Genomic DNA, 21255 nt, shown 5'->3' with positions numbered 1-21255 from the left:
GGGCTTAATCTATAAGCAGAAACCCGATAAAAAGCATTTTGATTACGCTCTGTTGCTGGGTGCAACAGCACCACGAATGAAAAGTCGTTTTCAGCATCTTGTCTCGCTCTGGAAGGAAGGCGTCCGATTCGACAAAATCATTTTTTTATCAGGAGAGCGCCCCATTCAGGACAACATCGACCTGACAGAAATACTGGTGTCTGAAGTGATTGGCCAAGAGGCTTCCAAAGATAAAAAACAAAAGGCCCGTCCTGCGACGGAAAAAGAGGCCGCCAGGATGGTCTATATGGCCACTGAGATGCCTGATGACATGAGAGCAATCCCTGTCGAATTCTTCTCAACAAGCCGAACCTGGCTGGTGGATCGATGGCAGCGCGGCAACACCAGAGACAGTTTCAAAAACTGGGCGAACAGTAACCCCAGACCCGGCTCTGCCCTGATCGTATCGAACCAGCCTCATCTTCTTTATCAGCAGGAGGTCATCCGACAGGAATTACCTGAAGGCTTTACTACCCAGGGAACGGCCCAAGAGGCAGATCCTGGTGGCCAGATCGTCATGTATCTGGATGCTTTAGCCCTCTGGCTCCAAAACCTGAAGATCAGAACAACCCGGAGAACAGACTAACTAAACCACTTTACTTCCCGGCCGAAAAATTCTTGTGCAGCTTTTAGTAATGCTTTAGCACCTGCCTTTTCGCACTTCTGACTGAATCCATGGAAGGACTCTATGCACCGACATAACCGTACCTCTGACAGTTCGCTTCTGGATCATGCCACGGTCATTAACCCCGTAAAACTGTCAGACTTGGCCACTTTAATGGACGAAGTCGGTATCCCTCACTCCTATTCCCTTGAGTCACTGATCTCTGCCTCTCAACAATGGCGCCGACAACCCGGTCAGGAGCGCTGGGAAATGCAAGACCTGCCTTTATCAGCGGATCAGCATGAAACGATCATGGATCACCTTAAAACGCTTGATCTCGTTCAGGAATTGCTCCCTTCTTCCACAAATTATGAGTACAGCTTAATTCTGGGTGCCACCGTTCCCGGAATGGAACGAAGACTCAACCACCTCTCCAGACTCTGGCAGGAAGGTGTCAGGTTTAACAAAATCATTTTCCTGGTAGGACAACGTCCATTGAAAGAGGACATTGATAACATTGACAATCTGGTGACCAGTGGCATTGGCAGGCAGGCTCAGGGAAAAAGTGCCGATGCAGCCCGTCCCATCACAGAGACAGAAGGCGCGGTTCAACTGTTTGCAACCATGAAACTTCCGGAGGAGATGAAAAAGCTACCGGTAGAATTTATTGACTCCCCCAGGGTCTGGAAACAGCGTCACTGGCACAGAGCCAACACGCGGGACACCCTGATTCAATGGCTGAAAGCCTCACCGGCTCCCGGCAAAACACTGGTCATTTCTGACCAGCCCCATGCTCACTATCAACTGGAAGTGGTGAAACAGGAACTTCCTGAAGCCTTCCAACCTGAAGTGACCGCTCAGACAGCGGATGAACAGACCCGGATAATACTTTATCTTGATGCACTGGCTCTCTGGCTTCACAACCTGCGGCTGCGAGTTAACTGATATACGACTCTCCCCACCTTGGCATCAGTGACTGTTCGATGTCCAACTGGCTTAGTATTCTGGCCACCACAAAATCGACCAGATCTTCCACGCTTTCAGGCTTGTTATAAAATCCGGGTGATGCTGGCAAAATCACTGCCCCCATTTGGGTCAACTTAAGCATATTCTCAAGATGAATTTCTGAATACGGTGCTTCTCTGGGCACCAGAACCAGTTTTCTGCGCTCTTTCAAAGCGACATCTGCCGCTCTTTCGATCAGATTATTGCTCGCTCCATAAGCTATAGACGACAAAGTACCTGAACTGCAGGGACAGACAATCATCTTGCTGGGCGCGCCACTGCCTGAGGCTACTGGCGACATCCAGTCTTCATGACCCAATAATCTGATCTGTCCGGCTCTGGCTTGGCAGTAATCAATAAGAACAGCCTCAGCTTCACGATCACCGTCAGGCAGATGAAGAGACGTTTCGGTTTCAATCACCACCTTTGCGGCTCTTGAAATCATACAAAAAATCTCTGCCCCGGAAGCGACAAGACACTGCATCAACCTGAGTCCGTACTGGGCTCCGGAAGCCCCGGTGATAGCAAGAGTTATTCTCTCAGCCAATGTATTAACCTTTTTCTATTGCTGCTTCGTTAAGCGCCACCAGCAGACGCTGATGAATTCCCTCAAAGCCACCATTACTCATGATGACCAGATGATCACCACTCTCAGAGGTTTCGATCAGATAGTCGATAATCTCCTCAGTGGACGACATTACACGGGCAGGTACAGGGCTTTTATCAATGAAATCACCCTTCAGCCACGCAATATCTTTGGGCTGAAACCAGACAACTTCGGACGCATTCTTAACACAATCCGACAAAGCATTGCCATGAATGCCCATTTTCATGGTATTGGAACGCGGCTCGATAATAGCCCGGATGCGGTTATTCTGATGTCGGGCACGTAAGCCATTCAAAGTGGTTTCAATAGCCGTCGGGTGATGGGCAAAGTCATCATACACTTTGATGCCTTCTATATCTGCCAGCAATTCCATTCTGCGTTTGACCCCCTTGAACAGGCCAAGTGCTTCACAAGCCAGAGCAGGCAATACCCCAACGTGCCGGGCAGCGGCCATTGCAGCCAGACCGTTGGCAACATTATGATCACCCGTCAGCGACCAGTCTACCCGGCCGACCACCTTCCCCTGGTACAAGACATCAAAAACACTGCCGTCAGGCTCAATCAGGCGGGTCGTCCACTCGACTCCCAAGTGCTCCCGTTCCGACCAGCACCCCATTGTCAGAACTTTGTTCAGGGCTTCGCAGTCCGCCGGAGAAATAATCAGGCCATCGCCTGGTATCGTTCTGACCAGGTGATGGAACTGCTTCTGGATGGCATCCAGATTGTCGAAGATATCAGCGTGGTCAAATTCAAGGTTATTCAGAATGGCTGTTCGGGGATGATAGTGTACAAACTTGGAGCGTTTGTCGAAGAAGGCCGTATCATACTCATCAGCTTCGACCACAAAAAACGGAGTCTCTCCCATTCTTGCCGAAATACCAAAGTTAGCCGGGATGCCACCGATCAGAAAGCCCGGCGCCATGCCGGCATGTTCCAGAATCCAGGCCAGCATGCTGCCGGTTGTGGTTTTGCCGTGAGTGCCAGCGGCTGCCATCACCCATTTGTCTTTGAGAATGTGCTCGGCAAAAAACTGAGGACCCGAGGTGTAAGCAAGCCCCTCGTTCAGAACATATTCCACAATGGGGTTCCCCCGGCTCATGGCATTCCCTATCACGACCAGATCCGGCTTATCGTCCAGATGTTCGATATGATAGCCCTGCATCAACTGAATGCCCTGTGCCTCCAGCTGTGTGCTCATGGGGGGATAGACATGTTCATCGGAACCACTGACCCTGAAGCCAATATCCCTGGCCAGAAGTGCAAGGCTTCCCATAAATGTGCCGCAGATTCCCAGAATATGTATGCGCATATCATCCTTACTCATCATCGGTCGCTGGCGGCTCTGGTGGCCGCAAGCGGTTCTGAAAACGGTATGGCCACTGTAAAGTCGTTTTGGCCGTTCTTTTAAGACTCTTTCCTTACCTTTTTACAGAAAAAATTCCGCTAAATAAACGGACAAACAGGCTTGTTTTAAGTATTATTCGGAGCGAAACCCGCTTTACCTTAGAACAACAGAAACATACAAAGTCAAGATTACTATTCAGCGAGAGCCACTCAGGATGTCAATCAAACATGCATTTTATGCGCAGTCAGGGGGCGTAACAGCGGTTATCAACGCCAGTGCCTGCGCCGTTATCGAGACTGCACGTCGCTATCCGGACCAAATTGGTAAGGTCTATGCGGGCTATAACGGTATTCTGGGAGCGCTGAGGGAAGAGCTGATCGACACCAGCTATGAATCCCACGAAACCATCGGAGCGCTTCACCGGACCCCCGGTGGAGCATTTGGATCGTGCCGTTACAAACTCAAATCATTTGAAGAGAGTGAAGCAGAATATCGCCGACTGATTGAAGTGTTTCAGGCACACAATATCGGCTACTTCTTTTACAACGGTGGTAACGACTCCATGGATACTGCTCTGAAGGTGTCCCAGCTCAGTGAAAAAATGGGTTACCCCATTACTTGCATTGGCATTCCCAAAACCATCGATAATGACCTGGCGGTAACCGACAACTGCCCCGGATTTGGATCAGCCGCCAAATACCTTGCGGTTTCCACCAAAGAAGCCAGCCACGATATTGCCTCCATGTGCGATACCTCGACGAAAGTCTTTGTCATGGAAGTGATGGGTCGCCATGCCGGCTGGCTGGCGGCGGCTGCCGGACTGGCAGCCCGTCAGAATGGTGATCCTCCTCACATTATTGTGTTCCCTGAAACACCACTGGATAAAGAAAAGTTTCTGGCCAAGGTCAAGAAAACCGTGGATGAAGAAGGTTACTGTGTGATTGTTGCCTCGGAAGGCGCCAAGTACGCAGATGGCAGCTTTGTCTCGGCCTCGACCACGGTCATTGACTCTTTTGGCCACCACCAGCTCGGGGGGGTGGCACCTGCACTGTGCACCATGATCAAGCGGGAACACGGATTCAAATACCACTATGCGGTGGCAGACTATCTGCAGCGTTCAGCCAGACATATTGCCTCAAGAGTAGATGTTGAGCAGGCTTATGCGGTGGGTAAAGCGGCCGTTGAACTGGCGGTCACTGGCAAGAACGCCGTAATGCCCTGTATCACCCGTGAATCCAATGCGCCCTATCGATGGTCTATCGGTGAAGTTCAGCTCGAAGAAGTAGCTAACTACGAAAAGAAAATGCCCATGGAGTTCATTGATGCTGAAGGCTTCGGCATTACCCCGGTCTGCCGGGAATACCTTGAACCTCTGATTGAAGGTGAAGAATACCCACCTTACCTCAATGGTCTGCCACGCTTCGCCAAGCTCAGGAAAGTCATGGTTGAGAAGAAGCTCAACAATACTTTTGATGGCTGAATAAACGACGCCCGGATAAGCAGTCACAATTTATGGGGCTGTTCCGGGCACACCACAGGCTCCCATACCAAAATACACCCTGCACAAGGCAGGCCGCTCTGCAACGATTTCTTGCCATGTTCTACCTTTGGTTTTCAACAGAAGGTCTTTAAAAAGCATTCGTGCTTTCCTGGTCTACACTTTCTGCTCCACAAACCAGAACGTGTAAATGATAAAACAACCATTCTTTGCAGTACTGCTGTTGCTTCTGCCTTTGTCTTTCACCTGTCAGGCACAACTGTTGACTGAACGCTATATTGTCGAGCTTCAACAGAATGGAGGTTCTCCAGACAAAATCTTTTCTATCAAGCCTGACCGACATACATTACCGGGCAATGCTTCAGGCATTAACAACAAAAACGGCTATGCGCGGTCAGGCTTTCTGGCAGATGACCCACCATTGGGACTCGGCGGTTATGGGGTAAAAACGGACATTATTGAGTCGATTTCATGGCATTTGCTCTATTCAGCCACTCTGCTGGTTGGTTACAAACTGACCCTGACCTTCAGTGACCACTCTCCGGGCGCCAAAACTGATTCGTGGCTGTTTGCAGGTGTGTTTATCAGCATCGGCTGGCTTTTAACAAGCTATTGGAACCCTGACTCGCCTATTTTCAACCCGATTGGACAACCAGAGGCGAATCAGGATTACCCGTTTGCGATCAACACTATGATGCTTAGCCCCGAACATAACTCAAAACAAGTTCAGCGATCAGACTCATCCGGCCAGCAAGCTTCAGGTTCAACCACCCAACTGACAGGCACTATCATCAGCCATCGGCATTCTGACTCTGGCGGCAGTAACCGAGACCCTGAACAACGCCAACATACTTTCGGTTTAAACTGTTACGCAGATAACTGTAATGGCGTTTGTCAATTCCGACAGTCGCAACCGACACCAGAACAAAGCTCAAGACCCGATGAAGACTTCGATCAACGGAGCTACCCTTCCCCGGAAGTCAGATTCTCCTTTTCGCTCACCCAGTTAGCGTCAGCCTCGGTAGCAGGGACTTCACAAACACAACAAATAACCACACAAACAACGGAAATGCCTCAATTGGCGCACAGAAAACCTCATTGTTCTCAGGCAGGCAAGGTAAGAGCCCTGCCGGCTTACCGAAAAAGAAGCCACAACAGGCAATTAGCCTGTGACGTACAATTTCGCGATTTATCTGGTCGGCCGCATTCATGCGGGTCAGTCTTCAACAACGCTAATGCTCTGCTGGCTCATAAAAGTCAATACCACGGCAGGCCACAAATCTGTGACATACCAGAGATCGATGAGAATGGCCGGCAGCGACCCTGCGGTTGGCTCTTCAGAAATGCCAAAGCCCTGTCGGTTCACAGAAGCTCAAAACACACCAGACAACATATCTGTGAAGAGACCGTGGTAGGGGCGAATGGCCAGCAGCAACCATGCGGGCGACTCTTTTGGTATGTTCAAGACTTGGCGGAGCATATTAGAGAGTACCACAGACCCAGACCTGTTCATGTGAATCGGAGTAATCGAAGTGCAAGAGGATAAACAGCGATTTATCTGACATCCACTCTTTCAAAACCTTTTGGAAGGGTAGCTCAGCTTTGCCCACCGCTTTTGCAACAATTTCTTTGATGAAGTGTGCGGTTTTAGCGAAGCGGTCCCGGACTATCAAAAGACACCACTCGCCTAAAGAAAGATCTTTGGCAGAAAAATACGCTTAATTTCTTGGTCTATTCTTGCACTCTTTACACTAGAAAGTGCAAGGATACAATGATTAAACATTCACTCTTTGCGGCGCTGCTGTTGCTGTCGTTGTTTGTCACCTGTCGGGCTCAACTGTTGACAGAACATTATGTTGTCGAGTTTCAGCAGAGTACAGGATCTCCGGACAAAGGCTTCTCCATAAAGCATGACCGGAGCAGATTGTCGGGCGAGCCTTCAGTCATTGTCAACACCGACGGCTATGGAGGATCCGATTCCCTCACTGATGACAACCCACACCGATCCGGCGTTTTCGGAGTAAGGATATCCACTATTGAATCGCTTTCGTGGCAATTGCTCTACGCCACTGGTCTGCTGGTGGGTTATGAACTGATCCTGAAAACCAGAGACGGCCACCCAAGTGCTAACCCTTGTTCGTGGTTACCTATGGAAGCATTTGCCGCTGTCGGTTTGCTTTTGAAAAGCTACTGGAACCCCGATTCACCGATGTTTAACCCGAGCGGACAACACCCGTTTGCGATCACTACCATGATGCTTAGCCCCGGACATGGCTCACAACAAGGCCAGCCACGAAAATCATCCGGCCAGCAAGGCTCAGGGACAACCACCCAACATACAGGCACTATCACTAGCCTCCAGCATTCTGACTCTGACGACGGTAACGGACACCCTGAACAACAGCAACATACTTTGGGTTTAAATTGTTTCGTAGATAACTGTCATGGTGCTTGTAAATTACGACAATCACAGGCAACACCCGAGCAAAGTTCTATGCCCAATTTGGACAGTGGAGACCAGTTCACTTTCATAAGCCATGCTCCTGATCACCATGCAAATGACCAGCACAGCAGAGCAGACCAACAAAAACATAGAACTGTTCACCTTTCCTCGTCAGGCGCTGAGAAAGCACCGTCGTATAGTGAAAAAAAATACCAAACTGGGCAGGCAACTTGTTTCGCAAAAATAGTCAGGAAGGACGATCAGATGCATTCAGGCACAGAGAAAACACAGTCGTATAATGAAAACAAATACCAAACTGGACAGGCAACTTGTTTCGCAACAGTGGTCGGGAAGGACAGCCAGATGCAGTCATACGGGATAGCCTGCAGGGAGTATTATCGAGCCATGTCGATGCAAAAAAGAAGAAAGCCCAACCAGAAAATAACCTGTGACGAGACAGTGAGGGAGAAGTATGGCCAGCGTCGGCCATGCAAAAAGGCCTGCATGAGTGAAAGAGAACTGGAGCTTCACAAAAAAAGAGACCACAGCGGGCAAAAAATCTGTGACGAACCACTCGGGTACGGGGTCTCTGGCCCACCGTGCCATAGAGTTTTCAGTAATGCTCTCGTGCTGGAACGTCACAAAAGAGACTTCCACTGCATTGGAAGAAGATGTATGGAGATAGTTGTCTCAAAGGATGGCAAGCAGCAACCATGCTTAAGGATCTTTAGTCGTGCTGAAGACTTGAGATCTCACAAACAGAAAGCGCATCAATCACAAAGTGAAGATAAGAAGGATAAATAGCGATCAATACCCACCCTTTCATCCAAAGGCACTGCTCGTCTAAAGCGATGGCTGAAATCATTCATCTGTTGCTCGGATGACCAGAGATCACGCTGTCATTGCTCACCGACGAGTGCACAGTGTTTCAATAGATTTTTCGCAGAAGGTCTTCAACATAAAGATTCGCTTATTTTCTTGGTCTATTCTTGCACCCTTCAAATCAGAAAATGCAAGGATACAATGATTAAACACTTACTCTTTGCGTTACTGCTATCGTTATCTGCCTCCAGTCAGGCTCAGCTGTTGACAGAACATTTTATTGTCGAGCTTCAAGAGAGTGCAGATTCTCCAGACAAAAGCTTTTCTTTAAAGCATTACCTGCCCGGATTGCCGGGCAACCCTTCAGTCATTGCCAATGACAACGGTTACGCAGGCTCAGACTCCCCCACTGATGACAAACCACAAAGCCCCGGCGTTTACAGAGTAAAAACGACCATTATTGAGTCGATTTCGTGGCACTTGCTGTGCGCCTCTTCACTGCTGTTGGGTTACGAACCGATCCTGAAAAACAGAGACCACTATTTAAGCTCTGAGTTTTATTCGCAGCTATCTGTGGAAGCGTTTGCAGCCATTACTCTGATGTTGGGCTCTGGAAATAACCAACAACCACACCAGTCATCAGAATTACCGGGGCGACAAGCCCCACAAGCCACCACCCACTCTACAAGTTTTTTCACGAGCCTCCCGTATTCTGGCTTTGGCGGCGATAACGGAGGCCCTCAACAACAATCACATACTTTGGGTTTAAATTGTTTCGTTCATCCCTGTCATGGCGTTTGTCAATTCCGACCAATAGAGGCAACACCCGAACCAAGCTCATGCCCCCATTCGAACGATGAGCAATGCCTTAGCTGCATATTCCATTTTGAGCCTGAAAACGCTACACAGTCTCAGGAAAAATCGCTTTTCGCACTATTGAGTGAACTCAATGACAAACAATTATCATTCTATTACGATCAACCATTGAAGCCACAGCCGGATGACCACAGTGGGAACCTGACCAATAGCGGCAACCTTACAGGGGGGGACGCCTCAATCTCAGTGGCTGCAGTGGCCACTGACACGCTCGAGAAATTGTCTTCCACCGCTGATAATTTTGAGTTCATTTATGAGACACTCGATCCATGCGGTCTTCTCGAAGAAGCCGGGTTCTCGCTTGTATCCACAGACACTCTTCCCCTGGTGGAAACCTCAGAAACACAACAAACAACCACTGAGTCACCTCAATCAGGTCAGAGCTATTCTCATCTTTCCCAGACAGGCACATTACCGACTCTGCCGGATCACAAAAACAAAAACAAAAACAACACCGAGCAAACGACCTGTGACGTGACAGTGAACGGCGAAGATGGCCAGTCACGGCCATGTGGGAAGTTCTGTAAGAATGCTCGATCCCTGGCATCCCACAAAAACAAAGTCCACAGCGAGCAACGAACCTGCAAGGTAACCGTGATCGGTGACGATGGCCAGCCAAGGCCATGCGAGTCGGTTTGTAAGAATGCTGGAGCCCTGTCGGTCCACAAAAGCGCATATCACACTGGGCAAAGAACCTGTGACAGAACACTGACCGGAGCCGATGGACTGCAGCGACTATGCGGCAAAGTCTGCATTAATGCTAAAGCCCTGTCGGGTCACAAAAGAAAAGATCACACCGGAGAGCAAACCTGTGACAGAATACTGATCGGAGAGGATGGCCTGCAGAGACCATGCGGCATGGTCTGCATTAATGCTAAAATCCTGGCAAATCACAGAAGAATATACCACACCGGAAAACAAACCTGTGACCTGAAAGTAGTTGGGAAGGATGGCCAGCAGCAATCATGCGGGAAGGTGTTCAACAGTATACATGCCCTGATGAAGCACAAAATAAGACATCGAAAACGCAAGCCTGATGATTTGAATAAAGACGATAACTTCAGCCCTAAAAAAGGTAAAGTAAATAAGTAACGATCTGATCAGACACTCGCTTTTTAATGAAGGTTTGCGATTTTGCCGGATCGATAAGTGACCATCAAAAGACAATGTTTTTCTAAAGTATGCAGCAGCGTTTCATTGGTTTTTTTATAATAAAACACACTTATTATCTTGATCTATTCTTCCTCTCTACCCACCAGAATGCAAGAACACTATTATTAAACAACCACCCTTTGCGACACTGCTGTTAGTGCTAACGTTGTTGTCTGCCACCTGCGAAGCTCATCAGTTGAGAAGACATTATATTGTTGAGCCTGGACTGAAGAGAGGCCTGACAAACCGCAGCTTTTCTATAGAGACTGACCAGCATGCACCGCCGGACAAACCGCCAGATATTATCAATACAAACGGCTATGAAGGATCAGATTCACTGCCTGATGACAAACCACAGAGACCCAGCTGTTATGGGATAAAATCGACCCTGATTGAATCGATTGCGTGGCAATGGCTTTATGCCTCTCGTCTGCTGGTTGATTACAAACTGATCCTGACCACCAGCGACGCCACTCTATGCTACAGCCCCTGTTCATGGGTACCTGTAAAAGTTGTTGTCGTTTTACGTTGGCTTTTAAAGAGCTATTGGAATCCCGATTCACTGTTGTTTGACCCGATGAAACGGCAGATGGTGAGTCAGGATCACCCGTTTGCGATCACCGCTATGATGCACAGCCCCGGACATGTCCAAAAACAAGGCCAGCCATCTGAATCATCGGGGCAGCAAGTCCCACAAGCGCCGCCCCAACCTACAAGCTCTTTCACTAGCTCCCTGTATTGTGGCTCTGTCGGCGGTAATAGAGGCTCTCAACAACACCAGCATACTTTGGGTTTGGATTGTTTCGTCCATCCCTGTAATGGCGTTTGCAGTTTACGACTATCATCTGGTAGCAGAGAGTTTGCTGAATGGCCTCTGAATTCCTTAGAAAGCTCATGCCCCCACTTGGCATATGGCCACTGCATTAGCTGCATAGATAACTTTGATTTTGTAAACACTTCGCTCTCCAAAACAATGGATGGCCCGCCTGTCAATCAGCGCCAATGGTCTGGCCAACTATTCTTGGACGGGGTCGCGGTCGCCCTAGACGGGGTCGCCTTATCCGGGGTCACCTCATACTCAGTGACTGCAGGGGCAGCCTCTACAGCTGAAGCTACCTGGCAAAAAACCTGTGACATGACAGTGGTCGGGGAGGATGGTCACCAGCGACCATGCGGTAAGATCTTCAGGAATACTCGTTTATTCACGGTTCACAAAAACCGATACCACTGCGAGCCAAAAATCTGTGGCGAGGTAATGATCGGTGATAATGGCCAGCCTCAGCCATGCCGAAAGGTCTGCAAAAATGCCAAAGCTCTGTCGGATCACAAAAGCAGGGCACACTGCGGGCCAAAAACCTGTGATGTAATCGTATTCGGAGAGGATGGCCAACAGCGACCATGTGGGACAATCTGCAGGAATCCCGGAGCCTTGTCGGGTCACAAAAGCTCATACCACACTGGGAAAAAAAGCTGTGATTTAACAGTGATCGGGGGGGATGGCCAACCGAGGCCATGCGGCAAGGTCTTCAAGAATGCCGGATCCCTGTCGAGTCACAAAAGCATATACCACACTGGGCAAAAAACCTGTGACGCAGCAGTGATTGGAGAGGATGGTCAGTCGAGGCCATGCGGTTCAATCTGCAAGGATGCCGGGGCCCTGTCGGTTCACAAAAGGGCATTCCACAGCGGGCAAAAAAACTGTGATCTCAGAGTGATCGGGGAGGATGGCCAGCAGCAACCATGCGGAAAACTCTGCAAGAATGCTAAAGACCTTTCTCAGCACAAAAGAAGACACCGAAAGCGTAAGCCTGTTGATAAAAATCGAGACGATGATTTGAGTCCTCAAAAAAGTAAAGTGAATAAGTAACGATCTGATCAGACACCCGTTATTTCAGGAGGGGTTAGCAATTTTTTGCGGAGCGATAAGGGGTAATCAAAAGACAATGTTAACCTAAAGAGATGCTACGGCTATTCAGTGGGTTTTACACGAAAAATAGACTTATTATCCTGATCTATCCCTCCTCTCTAGTCACCAGAATGCAAGGATAGAATTATTAAACATTCACCCTTTATGACACCTCTGCTGCTCCTGTTGTCCGTCATCTGCCAGGCCGAAGTGTTGACAGAACGTTATATTGTCATGCCTGAACAGAAAACAACTTCTCCAAACCAGAGTTTTTCTATAAAGTATGGCCGCTATACACTGTCAGACAGAGCATCAGATATTACCGACACAAACGGCTATTCAGAATCAGGTTCGCCAACTGATGACAAACGACAGAGAGCTTGCGATTACAGGACAAAAACGCCCCCTATTGAATCAATTTCGTGGCAGTGGCTTTGCGCCACTGACCTGCTGTTTGCTTACGAACTGATTCTGCCCCCCAGAGATGGCCCACTATGCGCCACTCCTTATTCATGGGTACCTCTCCAGGCGGTTGTCACTGTCAGTTGGCTTCTGAAAAACTATTGGAACTCCGATTCACCACTGTTTAACCCCACTGAACAACTTAGCCTGACTGATCGACAAGAGATGAGTCAGAATCAACCATTTGCGGGCATTATTCTAATGCCTGGCTCTGGACAAGCCCGAGCATCAGGCCAACCATCAGAATCATCCGATCGGGGAGCTCCAAAAGCCAACAGTCACCTTACCGTCTCTTTCACCAGTCCCCCGGATTTTGGCTCTGGCAGCGATAATAGCGGCCCTCTACCACACCAACATACTTTGGATATTAATTGTTTCGTGCATCCCTGTCATGGCGTTTGTAGTTTCCGACTATCATTCGATAGCAATGAACCCGCTGAATGGCCACTGAATTACGGGCAGAGTTCATGCCCGCATTTGGCCAGTGGATACTGTTTTAGTTGCATGGGTCATTATGCTCCTTTACTCAATGCACGCTCCCAACCATACCCATCGCTGGATCTCCCTGATATTCAATTTCAATGCAATTCCAGAGAAGTATCTGAGCCACAACCATACGGCATTAACGTGAACAGAGACAATAGCTGCCACTCTGTAGACAGGGTTCCCTCAGAATCAATGAGAACAGGAGACCCCTTTACAACTGATGCTAACCGGCAAAAAACCTGTAAAGTGATAGTGATTTGGGAGGATGGACAGCCGCGACCATGCGGAAAGATCTGCAGGAGTGCTCAAATCCTTTCGGTTCACAAAAGCAGATACCATACCGGACAAAAAACCTGTGAAGTGTCAGTGATCGGCGAGGATGGCAAGCCGCGACCATGCGGAAAGATCTGCAGGAATGGTCAAGTCTTGACGGATCACAAAAGAAATGAACACAGCGGGCAACAAACCTGTGGCGTAACCGTGATCGGGAAGGATGGCCAACAGCGACCATGCAGGACAACCTGCAAAAATGCTAAAGCTTTATCAAATCACAAAACCAGAATCCACAGCAGGCAAAAAGCCTGTGACGTGAACGTGGTCGGAGAGGATGGTCAGCAGCAACCATGCGGGAAACTATGCCAAAATAATGGAGACCTGATTAATCACAAAAGGAATGTCCACAGCGGGCGACGAACCTGTGACGTAGCCGTGGTCGAGGAGTCCGGCCAGCTGCGGCCATGCGGAACGGTCTGTAAAAGTGCCAAGTCCCTGTCGAACCACAAAAGAAACGTCCACAGCGGGCAACGGACCTGCCAAGTAACCGTGGTCGGGGAGGATGGTCGGCAGCGATCATGCGGAAAGGTCTGCAAGGGTGTTCAAGCCCTCTACAATCACAAAACAAGAGACCACAGTAAGCAAAAAACCTGTAATATAACCTTAGCTGGGGAAAAGGCTCAGCAGCGACCATACGGGAAGATCTGTAAGAATGCCAGGGCCCTGACAGATCACAAAAGCAGCGACCACCGCGGGCAACAAACCTGTGACGTGACCTTGGTCGGGAAAGATGATCAGCCGCGGCCATGCAGAAAGCAGTGCATTGATGCACAAGTCCTATGGGATCGCAAAAGAGCACATCGAAAACGCAAGTCCAGTGATTTGGACCGGAACGATAACTCCAGTCCTCAAGAAGGAAGAGTGAATAAGAAACGACTGATCTGACACCGGCCCTTTCATGAGATCTCCCTCCCAAAAGACAACGATCGTTTAAATAGTGCAGCAACACTTCATTGGTTTTTGAAAGAAAACGCCCTTATTTTCTTGGTCTATCCTTACTCCCTGTCAACCAGAAGGCAAGGATAGAATTATTAAACTTTCCCTCTTTTCGACTTCGATGTTGTTGCTACTGTTGTCACTACTTGCGTCATCTGTTGTCTGTCAGGCCGAACTATTTACAGAACGCTTTCTTGACGAGTTCGAACAGAAAACGGGGTCTCCAAACCAAAGCTTTTCTATAAAGCGAGACCGGCATACACTGTCAGACAGTCCATCATATATTGCCGACACAAACGGTTATGCAGGATTAGATTCGCCACCAGACAACAAACGAAAAAGATCTTGTGGTTGCAACACAAAAACACCCCTTATTGAATCGGTTTCGTGGCAATGGCTTCAAGTCACTCACCTGCTGATTGGTTACCAACTGATCCTGACTACCAGAGACGCCCCTCTGGGCACAACCCCATATCCATGGCTTCCCATAGGAGTGGTTGTCGCTATCGGTTGGCTTTTGAAAAGCGATTGGAAACCCGATTCACCGCTATTTGACTCGATTGAACGACTCAACCTGATTCAACAACAGGGGGCGAGCCAGAATCACCCGTTGGAGGTCATCGCTACTATGCCAGCCCCTGAACAAGGCCAACCACAATACCAGTTACCAGAATCATCGGGGCAGCAGGCCCCGGAAGCCACCTACCGCCCTATAGGCTATTTCACTCGTCTCTTGTATTCTGACCCTGATGACGGCAACGAAGGCCCTCAACCAAACCTGCATACTTTGGGTTTAGATTGTTTTGTCCATCCCTGTCATGGTGTTTGTAGTTTCCGACCACCATCCGGTAGCGGAGAGTCTGCTGAACTGCACTGTGAGCGGTCTGATGCTTCGATAAAAACTCCAGAGTCGATGCCAGAAATAGAAACCGCTCAGTCAGGAACTCCCGGACAAAGCTCATGCCCCCATTTAGCCGATGAACATTGCTTTAATTGCGTAAGCCATTTTGATCCTGCAAAAGCTTCACAGTCCCGGGAAAAATCACTGTTTGCATTATTGAGTGAACTCACTGACGAACAATTCCCGTACCATTACGACCAACTATTTGAGTCAGAGCCGGATGACAGTACTGGAAATCCGGCCAATAGCTGCAATTATATAGACGAGTTCGCCGCAGGCGGGGTCGCCAGTACGCCGGAGAATACGTTTTCCACCGCCAATGGTTTTGAGTTCATTCATGGGCCACTCGATTCATGTAGTCTTCTCGAAGAAGCGGGTTTTTCCCCTACGCCAATAAACACACTCACCTCAGTGAAAACTTCAGAAACACAATCAATAACCACTGAGTCACATCAATCAGATCAGTGCCAACCTTCTCTTTTCCAGACAAGTGCATCAGAAACTCTGTCGGAGCACAAAAACAACACCAGAGAAAGCGTCTGTGATGTAACCGTAGTCGGGAGGGAAGGCCGGCAGCCATGCGGGGTGCGCTGCAGGAACCCTCAATCACTTTCATCTCACAAGAGTAGATATCACACCGGGCAAAAAATCTGTGACTTAACCGTGATCGGGAAGTATGGCAAGCAGCAGCGATGCGGGCTGCTTTGCGAGAATGCCAGAATTCTGACGGATCACAAAAGAAAAGAGCACAGCGGGAAACAAACCTGTGACCGGGTCGTGATCGCGAAGAATGGCCAGACGCGGTCATGCGGGAAAATCTTCAAGAATGCTCAATCTCTATCCTCTCACAAAACCAAATACCACCCAGGGCAACGAACCTGTAAAACGATCGTGTTCTGGAAGAATGGCCAGCCGCGTCGATGCGGGATGGTCTGTTGGGGTGCCAAAACCTCGTCGGAGCACAAAAAAACACATCGGGAACGCAAGCCTGATCATACAGATCAGGACGATGACCTTTAACCTTGAGAATGTAAAGTGAATATGTCCGGGCCCAACCAGGGATTTATCAGCGCTTCGATGGGTTTCCAGAAAAAAACGCTCTTATTTTCTTGGTCTATCCTTCCTCTCTGTCAACAAGAATACAGGGATAAAATCATTAAACGCTCTCTCTTTGCGACACTACTGTTGTTGCTAGTGTTATTGCTATTGTTGTCTCTGCAGTTGTTGTCTGTCGCCTGTATGGCCGAATCATTGACAGAACCTTTTATTATCGAGCTTGAACAAACAAACCAGAGCTTTTCTATAAAACGTGACCTGCGTGTACTACCAGATAACCCGTCAGACATTACCCACACAGAAGACTACGCAGAATTAGATTCAACGCCCGATGACAAACGCCATAGTACGGGTGGAAACAAGGCAAGAACGACTATTATTGTGTCGATTTCGTGGCAATGGCTTTACGTCACTCAGCTGCTGGCTGGTTACGAACTGATCCTGAAAACCAAAGATGTCCCTCTATTCCCAGCTCCCTACTCATGGGTACCTGTAGAAGCGGTTGTTGCTGTCGGCTGGTTTTTAAGAAGTTACCGGAACTCCGATTCACCGCTGTTTAACCTGATTGAACATCAAGAGGCAACATCTATGCTGAAACAGAGGGATTTCCCATTAACAACTATCACAATGATGACGGGTTCAGGAGATAACCAACAACACGAGCCATCAGAATCATCCGGCCAGAGAACCACGCAAACCACCACTTGCCACAGGCGCTCTTTCACCAACCTCTTTTATTCTGGCTTCGGCGGCTATTCTGGCTCCGGCGGCGGCAGCCCTCTACAGCACTCACATACTTTAGGTTTAAATTGTTTTGTCCATCCCTGTCATGGCGCTTGTCAATTTGGACCACCATACGACGGATCAGGGTCGGCTGAATGGTCTCCGGATAGCATAGAACACTCGTACACTCATTTCACGAATGGACCAAGCTATGATTGCATAGGCCATGCTGGCCCTTTAAAAGCTGAACAGCCCGAAGAATATTGGATTTCCAAAATATTGGATGATTTTTTTGAAAGTGCTCCCCCATACCATTACGACCAACTGTCTGGACCACATCCTCATGATATTAATCGTGACCCGTCCAATAACTTAAACTGTACAGGCTCGATAAGTGCAGGGGCCGCGCATACAATTGCCCCTTCCGGGCCACTCAATCATTGTCCGCCAGCGTTCCGGAACTTGCCTTTCAACAACACTGATGATTTTGGGTTCATTAATGAGCCAGCCGATCCATGCAGGTATCCCGAAGAAATCGAGCTCTCCTTAATGCCTCTCCCCCCCTTTTCCTTAATGGGAACCTCAGAAACACAACAAACAACTTCCGAATCACCTCAATTGGGCCAGCGACAACTTCACCCTTCACAAGCGGGCACAGCAAAGCCCCTCCCGGATCACAGAATCAGGGATCACTCCGGGTACCTTACCTGCTACGAAACCGTGGTCGGTGATGACGGCCAGTCGCGGCCATGTGGAAAAGTCTGCAAGAATCACAAAATACTGTCAGCTCACAAATACAACTATCACTCCGGGCAAAGAACCTGTGAAACAACAGTGGTTGGGGAAGGTGGCCATCAGCGGCCATGCGGGAAGGTCTGCCAGAATAGTCAGGCACTTTCGTCTCACAAAGTCAGAGCACACACCGGAGAACGATCCTGTGAGGTGATAGTGACCGGGGAGGATGGTCAGCCTCGGCCATGCGGGAAGATTTACAAGAATGCTGCAGCCCTGTCGAGTCACAAAAGCGGAAAACACACCAGGCAAAAAACCTGTTTCGCGACCATGATCGGGTGGGATGGTCAACCGCGGCCATGCGGAAGAATCTGCAAGAATGCTCAAACTCTGGCGAGTCACAAAAACCTATATCATAGTGGACAAAAAACCTGCGACATGACCCTGATCGCGGAGGATGGCCGGCCGCAGCCATGTGGGAAAGTCTTCATGAATGGCCAATCTCTGTCGGACCACAAGAGAGTGCATCACAGCGAGCAAAAAACCTGTGACTCAGCCGTGGTCGGAGAGGATGGCCAGCTGCGACCATGCGGAAAACTCTTCAAGAGCTCTAAAAACCTTTCGGCACACAAAAGAAGTCATCGAAAGCGCAAGCCCGTGGATGAGACCCCGGGTAATCCAACCTCAGAAAGGCCAAGTGAATAAGTAGCGATTCATCTGACGCCCACCCTTTTATGAAGGTTAGGCGGTTTTTCCAGAACGACTCAGGACTACCAAAAGACATTGCTCGTTTAAATGGACTTGGCAAAACTTCAGTCATTAACTGACGGTGGTTAATGCCAGAAAAAAAAGCAGATGGGCACAGCCTTTGGTATTTTTTTGCCCTGTGCAAAGCTTTGGTTTTTAACAGAAGGTTTCTGACAGAAAAACTCTCTTATTGTTTGGTCTATCCTTCCTCTCTACCAACTAGAATGCATGTGTAGAATTATTAAACGCTCACTCTTGTCTGCAATGCTGGTACTGACACTGCCTGTCGCCTGTCAAGCTCAACCTTTGACAGAATGCTGTATTGTCGAATTTGGACGAAATGCAGTTTTTCCAAACCAGAGCTTTCGTATAAAGCTTGACCATCTCAGACGTTCGGATAATCCGTCGAACATTGCCGAAACAAACAGTTATGCAAGTTCAGATTTTCTAGCTGATAACAAACAAAAGATACATGGCTGTTACAGTGTCCCTCCCGCCCTTATTGAGTCGATTTCGTGGCAATTGCTTTATGCCTCCACCCTGCTGGTTGATTACGAACTGATCCTGAACACCAAACATACCCCCGTAAGCTCCACTCCTTATCCCTGGTTGCCTGTAGAAGTGTTTGTCGCTGTCAGTTGGCTTTTAAAAAACTATTGGAACTCTGATTCACCGCTTTTTACCCTCACTGAACAACAAGAGGTGGGACAGGATCACCCGTCTGCGGCCATCACTACAATGCTTGGCTCAGGCCATAAACAACCACACCAGCCATCTGAATCATCCAGCCAAAAAGCCCCGGGAACATCCACCCACTGTATAGGCTCATTCACTGGCTCCCTGAGTACTAACTATGGCGACGATAACAGCGGTCCTCAACGACACCTGCATACTTTGGGTTTAAATTGTTTTGTCTATCCCTGTCGTGGCGTTTGTAAACTCAGAAAATCATCCGATAACACAGCACCCTCTGAATGGTCGCTGAACTTCGTAGAAAGTTCGACAGGCCACACAGGAGCACTACATGATCAAAGCTCATGCCCCCATTTAGCCAATGGACAGTGCTTTAGTTGCATAGTTCATGCTGATACCGTTAACGCTACGCTCATGATGAGTGCCGGAACAACCTATACAACCAATCTTGCCGAGCCACTCAATGATGATGCTTTAATGCTCTGGAATTTGCCTTTCAACGCTGATGACTTGATGACCACTGGCAGGCCACTCGATCTGGGTGGTAGTCTCAAAGAAGTCGGGATTCCCGTTACCCATTCAAAAACGCAGCAAAACGCCACGGAGTCATCCCGATTGGCTCAGAGCGAACCTTATCTTTCCCGGACAGTCACAACACAAGCGCAGCCGAATAACAAAAACATATACGACAAAAAACATATAATATGCAACATAAAATTGGTCGGGAAAGATGGTCAGCAGCAACCATGCGGGAGGGCCTTCAGCAATGCTCAATCCCTGTCATGTCACAAAAGCAAATACCACACCGGGAAAAAAACCTGTAACGTGACCGTGGTTGGGAAGGATGACCAGCAGCGACCATGCGGAATTGTCTTTAGGAATGCTTGCGCTCTGGGGAATCACAAAAGAAGCTTCCATCGCAGGCAACAAAAATGTAACAGGACAGTAATCGGGGAGGATGGCCAGCAGAGGCCATGCGGGACTGTCTGCAAGAACCTTAAAGGCTTGACGGACCACAAAAGAAGATACCACAGCGGGCAACAAACCTGTAACGTGACTGTGATCGGGAAGGATGGCCAGCAACAGTCATGCGGTAGGGTCTACAAGAATATTGAGGTTCTTTCGGTTCACAAAAGCTCATGCCACAGCGGGCAAAGAACCTGTGACGTAACAGTGACCGGAGAGGATGGCCAGGGGCGACCATGTGGAATGGTCTGCAAGAATGTTAACGCCCTATGGGAACACAAAAGAAAAGAGCACACCGGGCAACAAACCTGTGACATAACCTTAGTCTGGGAGAATGGCCAGCCACGGCCATGCGGAACGATCTGGAAGTGTGCCAGAGCTCTGACGGATCATAAAAGAAGAGCTCACAGCGGACAAAGAACCTGTGCCATAACCGTGGTCGGCAAGGATAACCAGCCGCGGCCATGTGGGAAGATCTGCAAAAGCGCCAGAACCCTGACGGATCACAAAAGAAAAGCCCACACCTGGCAACAAGCCTGTGACGTGACTTTAGTCGGGAAGGATGGCCTTCAGCAGCAATGTGGCAAGTTCTGCAAGGATGCTCAAGCCCTCTCGAATCACAAAAGCAAAGTCCACAGCGGACAACAAACCTGTGCCATAACATTGGTCGGAAAGGATGGCCAGCAGCGGCCGTGCCAGAAGGTCTGCAAGAATATTCAAGCTCTGGAAGATCACAAAAGAAGACATCGAAAGCGCAAGCTCGTTGACAGGGAGCAGTACGATGACAAAGAACCTCAATAAAGTAAATAAGAACGATCTGATCTGCCCTCCCCTTCATTAAGGCTTAACGGCTTTACCTGAGTGGCCCGGGGATTTCAAAAAACACACTTATTTTCTTGATCTATCCTTCCTCTCTGTATATC

At 48.8% G+C, this 21255-nt stretch carries 14 protein-coding genes; 11 read left to right on the top strand and 3 right to left on the bottom strand.

What is annotated here, in order from left to right; translation table 11 throughout:
* On the top strand, positions 1 to 625 hold a 625-nt coding region (locus KDK19_RS13125), incomplete at its 5' end, for a hypothetical protein (protein ID WP_257292138.1).
* A gap of 102 nt (positions 626 to 727) precedes the next feature.
* Positions 728 to 1588, top strand: coding sequence for a hypothetical protein (locus KDK19_RS13120; protein WP_257255395.1), 861 nt, complete (start codon positions 728 to 730; stop codon positions 1586 to 1588).
* Here the strand turns inward: KDK19_RS13120 and KDK19_RS13115 are convergent.
* Both KDK19_RS13115 and mpl read right to left on the bottom strand, forming a co-directional pair.
* The gene (locus KDK19_RS13115) at positions 1581 to 2195 is read right to left on the bottom strand and encodes a flavin prenyltransferase UbiX (protein ID WP_257255394.1); all 615 of its coding nucleotides are present in this window, start codon (positions 2193 to 2195) and stop codon (positions 1581 to 1583) included. The two genes, KDK19_RS13120 and KDK19_RS13115, sit on opposite strands and share 8 nt — an antisense overlap.
* Before the next feature lie 4 nt (positions 2196 to 2199).
* Entirely contained in the window at positions 2200 to 3564 is a 1365-nt protein-coding gene (gene mpl / locus KDK19_RS13110) for a UDP-N-acetylmuramate:L-alanyl-gamma-D-glutamyl-meso-diaminopimelate ligase (RefSeq protein ID WP_257255393.1), read from the bottom strand.
* Positions 3565 to 3814: 250 nt separating this feature from the next.
* On the opposite strand from mpl, the gene KDK19_RS13105 reads away from it, so the two are divergent.
* Positions 3815 to 5080 carry a 6-phosphofructokinase gene (locus tag KDK19_RS13105; protein WP_257255392.1) on the top strand — a complete coding sequence of 422 codons (1266 nt, stop codon included), beginning with the start codon at positions 3815 to 3817 and terminating at the stop codon, positions 5078 to 5080.
* A gap of 30 nt (positions 5081 to 5110) precedes the next feature.
* Here the strand turns inward: KDK19_RS13105 and KDK19_RS13100 are convergent, their stop codons facing one another.
* Positions 5111 to 5239 carry a hypothetical protein gene (locus KDK19_RS13100; protein ID WP_257292137.1) on the bottom strand — a complete coding sequence of 43 codons (129 nt, stop codon included), beginning with the start codon at positions 5237 to 5239 and terminating at the stop codon, positions 5111 to 5113.
* A gap of 49 nt (positions 5240 to 5288) precedes the next feature.
* Between KDK19_RS13100 and KDK19_RS13095 the strand changes: the two genes are divergently transcribed.
* The 8 genes from KDK19_RS13095 (at position 5289) to KDK19_RS13060 (ending at position 21133) form a co-directional block, all read left to right on the top strand.
* On the top strand, positions 5289 to 6644 hold the full coding sequence (locus tag KDK19_RS13095; RefSeq protein WP_257281699.1) for a hypothetical protein: 1356 nt from the start codon (positions 5289 to 5291) through the stop codon (positions 6642 to 6644).
* A 225-nt stretch (positions 6645 to 6869) separates the two neighbouring features.
* Positions 6870 to 8345: a hypothetical protein gene (locus KDK19_RS13090; RefSeq protein WP_257292136.1), complete on the top strand. Its 1476-nt coding sequence runs from the start codon at positions 6870 to 6872 to the stop codon at positions 8343 to 8345.
* 219 nt (positions 8346 to 8564) lie between these two features.
* Positions 8565 to 10331: a C2H2-type zinc finger protein gene (locus KDK19_RS13085; RefSeq protein WP_257255389.1), complete on the top strand. Its 1767-nt coding sequence runs from the start codon at positions 8565 to 8567 to the stop codon at positions 10329 to 10331.
* A 256-nt stretch (positions 10332 to 10587) separates the two neighbouring features.
* Positions 10588 to 12258 (top strand): hypothetical protein, encoded by a 1671-nt coding sequence (locus KDK19_RS13080; protein ID WP_257288225.1) that lies wholly within the window; start codon positions 10588 to 10590, stop codon positions 12256 to 12258.
* Positions 12259 to 12462: 204 nt separating this feature from the next.
* Complete coding sequence (locus KDK19_RS13075; protein WP_257292135.1) at positions 12463 to 14463, top strand: hypothetical protein; 2001 nt, start codon at positions 12463 to 12465, stop codon at positions 14461 to 14463.
* Between the two features lie 187 nt (positions 14464 to 14650).
* Positions 14651 to 16435, top strand: a complete 1785-nt coding sequence (locus tag KDK19_RS13070) for a hypothetical protein (protein WP_257292134.1) — start codon at positions 14651 to 14653, stop codon at positions 16433 to 16435.
* Positions 16436 to 16456: 21 nt separating this feature from the next.
* Complete coding sequence (locus KDK19_RS13065) at positions 16457 to 18631, top strand: hypothetical protein (RefSeq protein ID WP_257292133.1); 2175 nt, start codon at positions 16457 to 16459, stop codon at positions 18629 to 18631.
* Positions 18632 to 18901: 270 nt separating this feature from the next.
* Positions 18902 to 21133, top strand: coding sequence for a hypothetical protein (locus tag KDK19_RS13060; protein WP_257292132.1), 2232 nt, complete (start codon positions 18902 to 18904; stop codon positions 21131 to 21133).
* The last annotated feature ends 122 nt before the right edge of the window (positions 21134 to 21255 follow it).

The organism is Endozoicomonas sp. ONNA1, assembly GCF_024606325.1.
Taxonomy (GTDB): domain Bacteria; phylum Pseudomonadota; class Gammaproteobacteria; order Pseudomonadales; family Endozoicomonadaceae; genus Endozoicomonas_A.
This window is presented reverse-complemented; position numbering and strand designations above follow the sequence as displayed.

Excerpts from the sequence above, each read along its gene's own strand:
- mpl (WP_257255393.1), bottom strand. The coding sequence starts at position 3,564 with ATGCGCATACATATTCTGGGAATCTGCGGCACATTTATGGGAAGCCTT.
- KDK19_RS13100 (WP_257292137.1), bottom strand. The coding sequence starts at position 5,239 with ATGCTTTTTAAAGACCTTCTGTTGAAAACCAAAGGTAGAACATGGCAA.
- KDK19_RS13120 (WP_257255395.1), top strand. The coding sequence starts at position 728 with ATGCACCGACATAACCGTACCTCTGACAGTTCGCTTCTGGATCATGCC.
- KDK19_RS13095 (WP_257281699.1), top strand. The coding sequence starts at position 5,289 with ATGATAAAACAACCATTCTTTGCAGTACTGCTGTTGCTTCTGCCTTTG.
- KDK19_RS13105 (WP_257255392.1), top strand. The coding sequence starts at position 3,815 with ATGTCAATCAAACATGCATTTTATGCGCAGTCAGGGGGCGTAACAGCG.
- KDK19_RS13075 (WP_257292135.1), top strand. The coding sequence starts at position 12,463 with ATGACACCTCTGCTGCTCCTGTTGTCCGTCATCTGCCAGGCCGAAGTG.
- KDK19_RS13065 (WP_257292133.1), top strand. The coding sequence starts at position 16,457 with ATGTCCGGGCCCAACCAGGGATTTATCAGCGCTTCGATGGGTTTCCAG.
- KDK19_RS13060 (WP_257292132.1), top strand. The coding sequence starts at position 18,902 with ATGTGTAGAATTATTAAACGCTCACTCTTGTCTGCAATGCTGGTACTG.
- KDK19_RS13090 (WP_257292136.1), top strand. The coding sequence starts at position 6,870 with ATGATTAAACATTCACTCTTTGCGGCGCTGCTGTTGCTGTCGTTGTTT.
- KDK19_RS13085 (WP_257255389.1), top strand. The coding sequence starts at position 8,565 with ATGATTAAACACTTACTCTTTGCGTTACTGCTATCGTTATCTGCCTCC.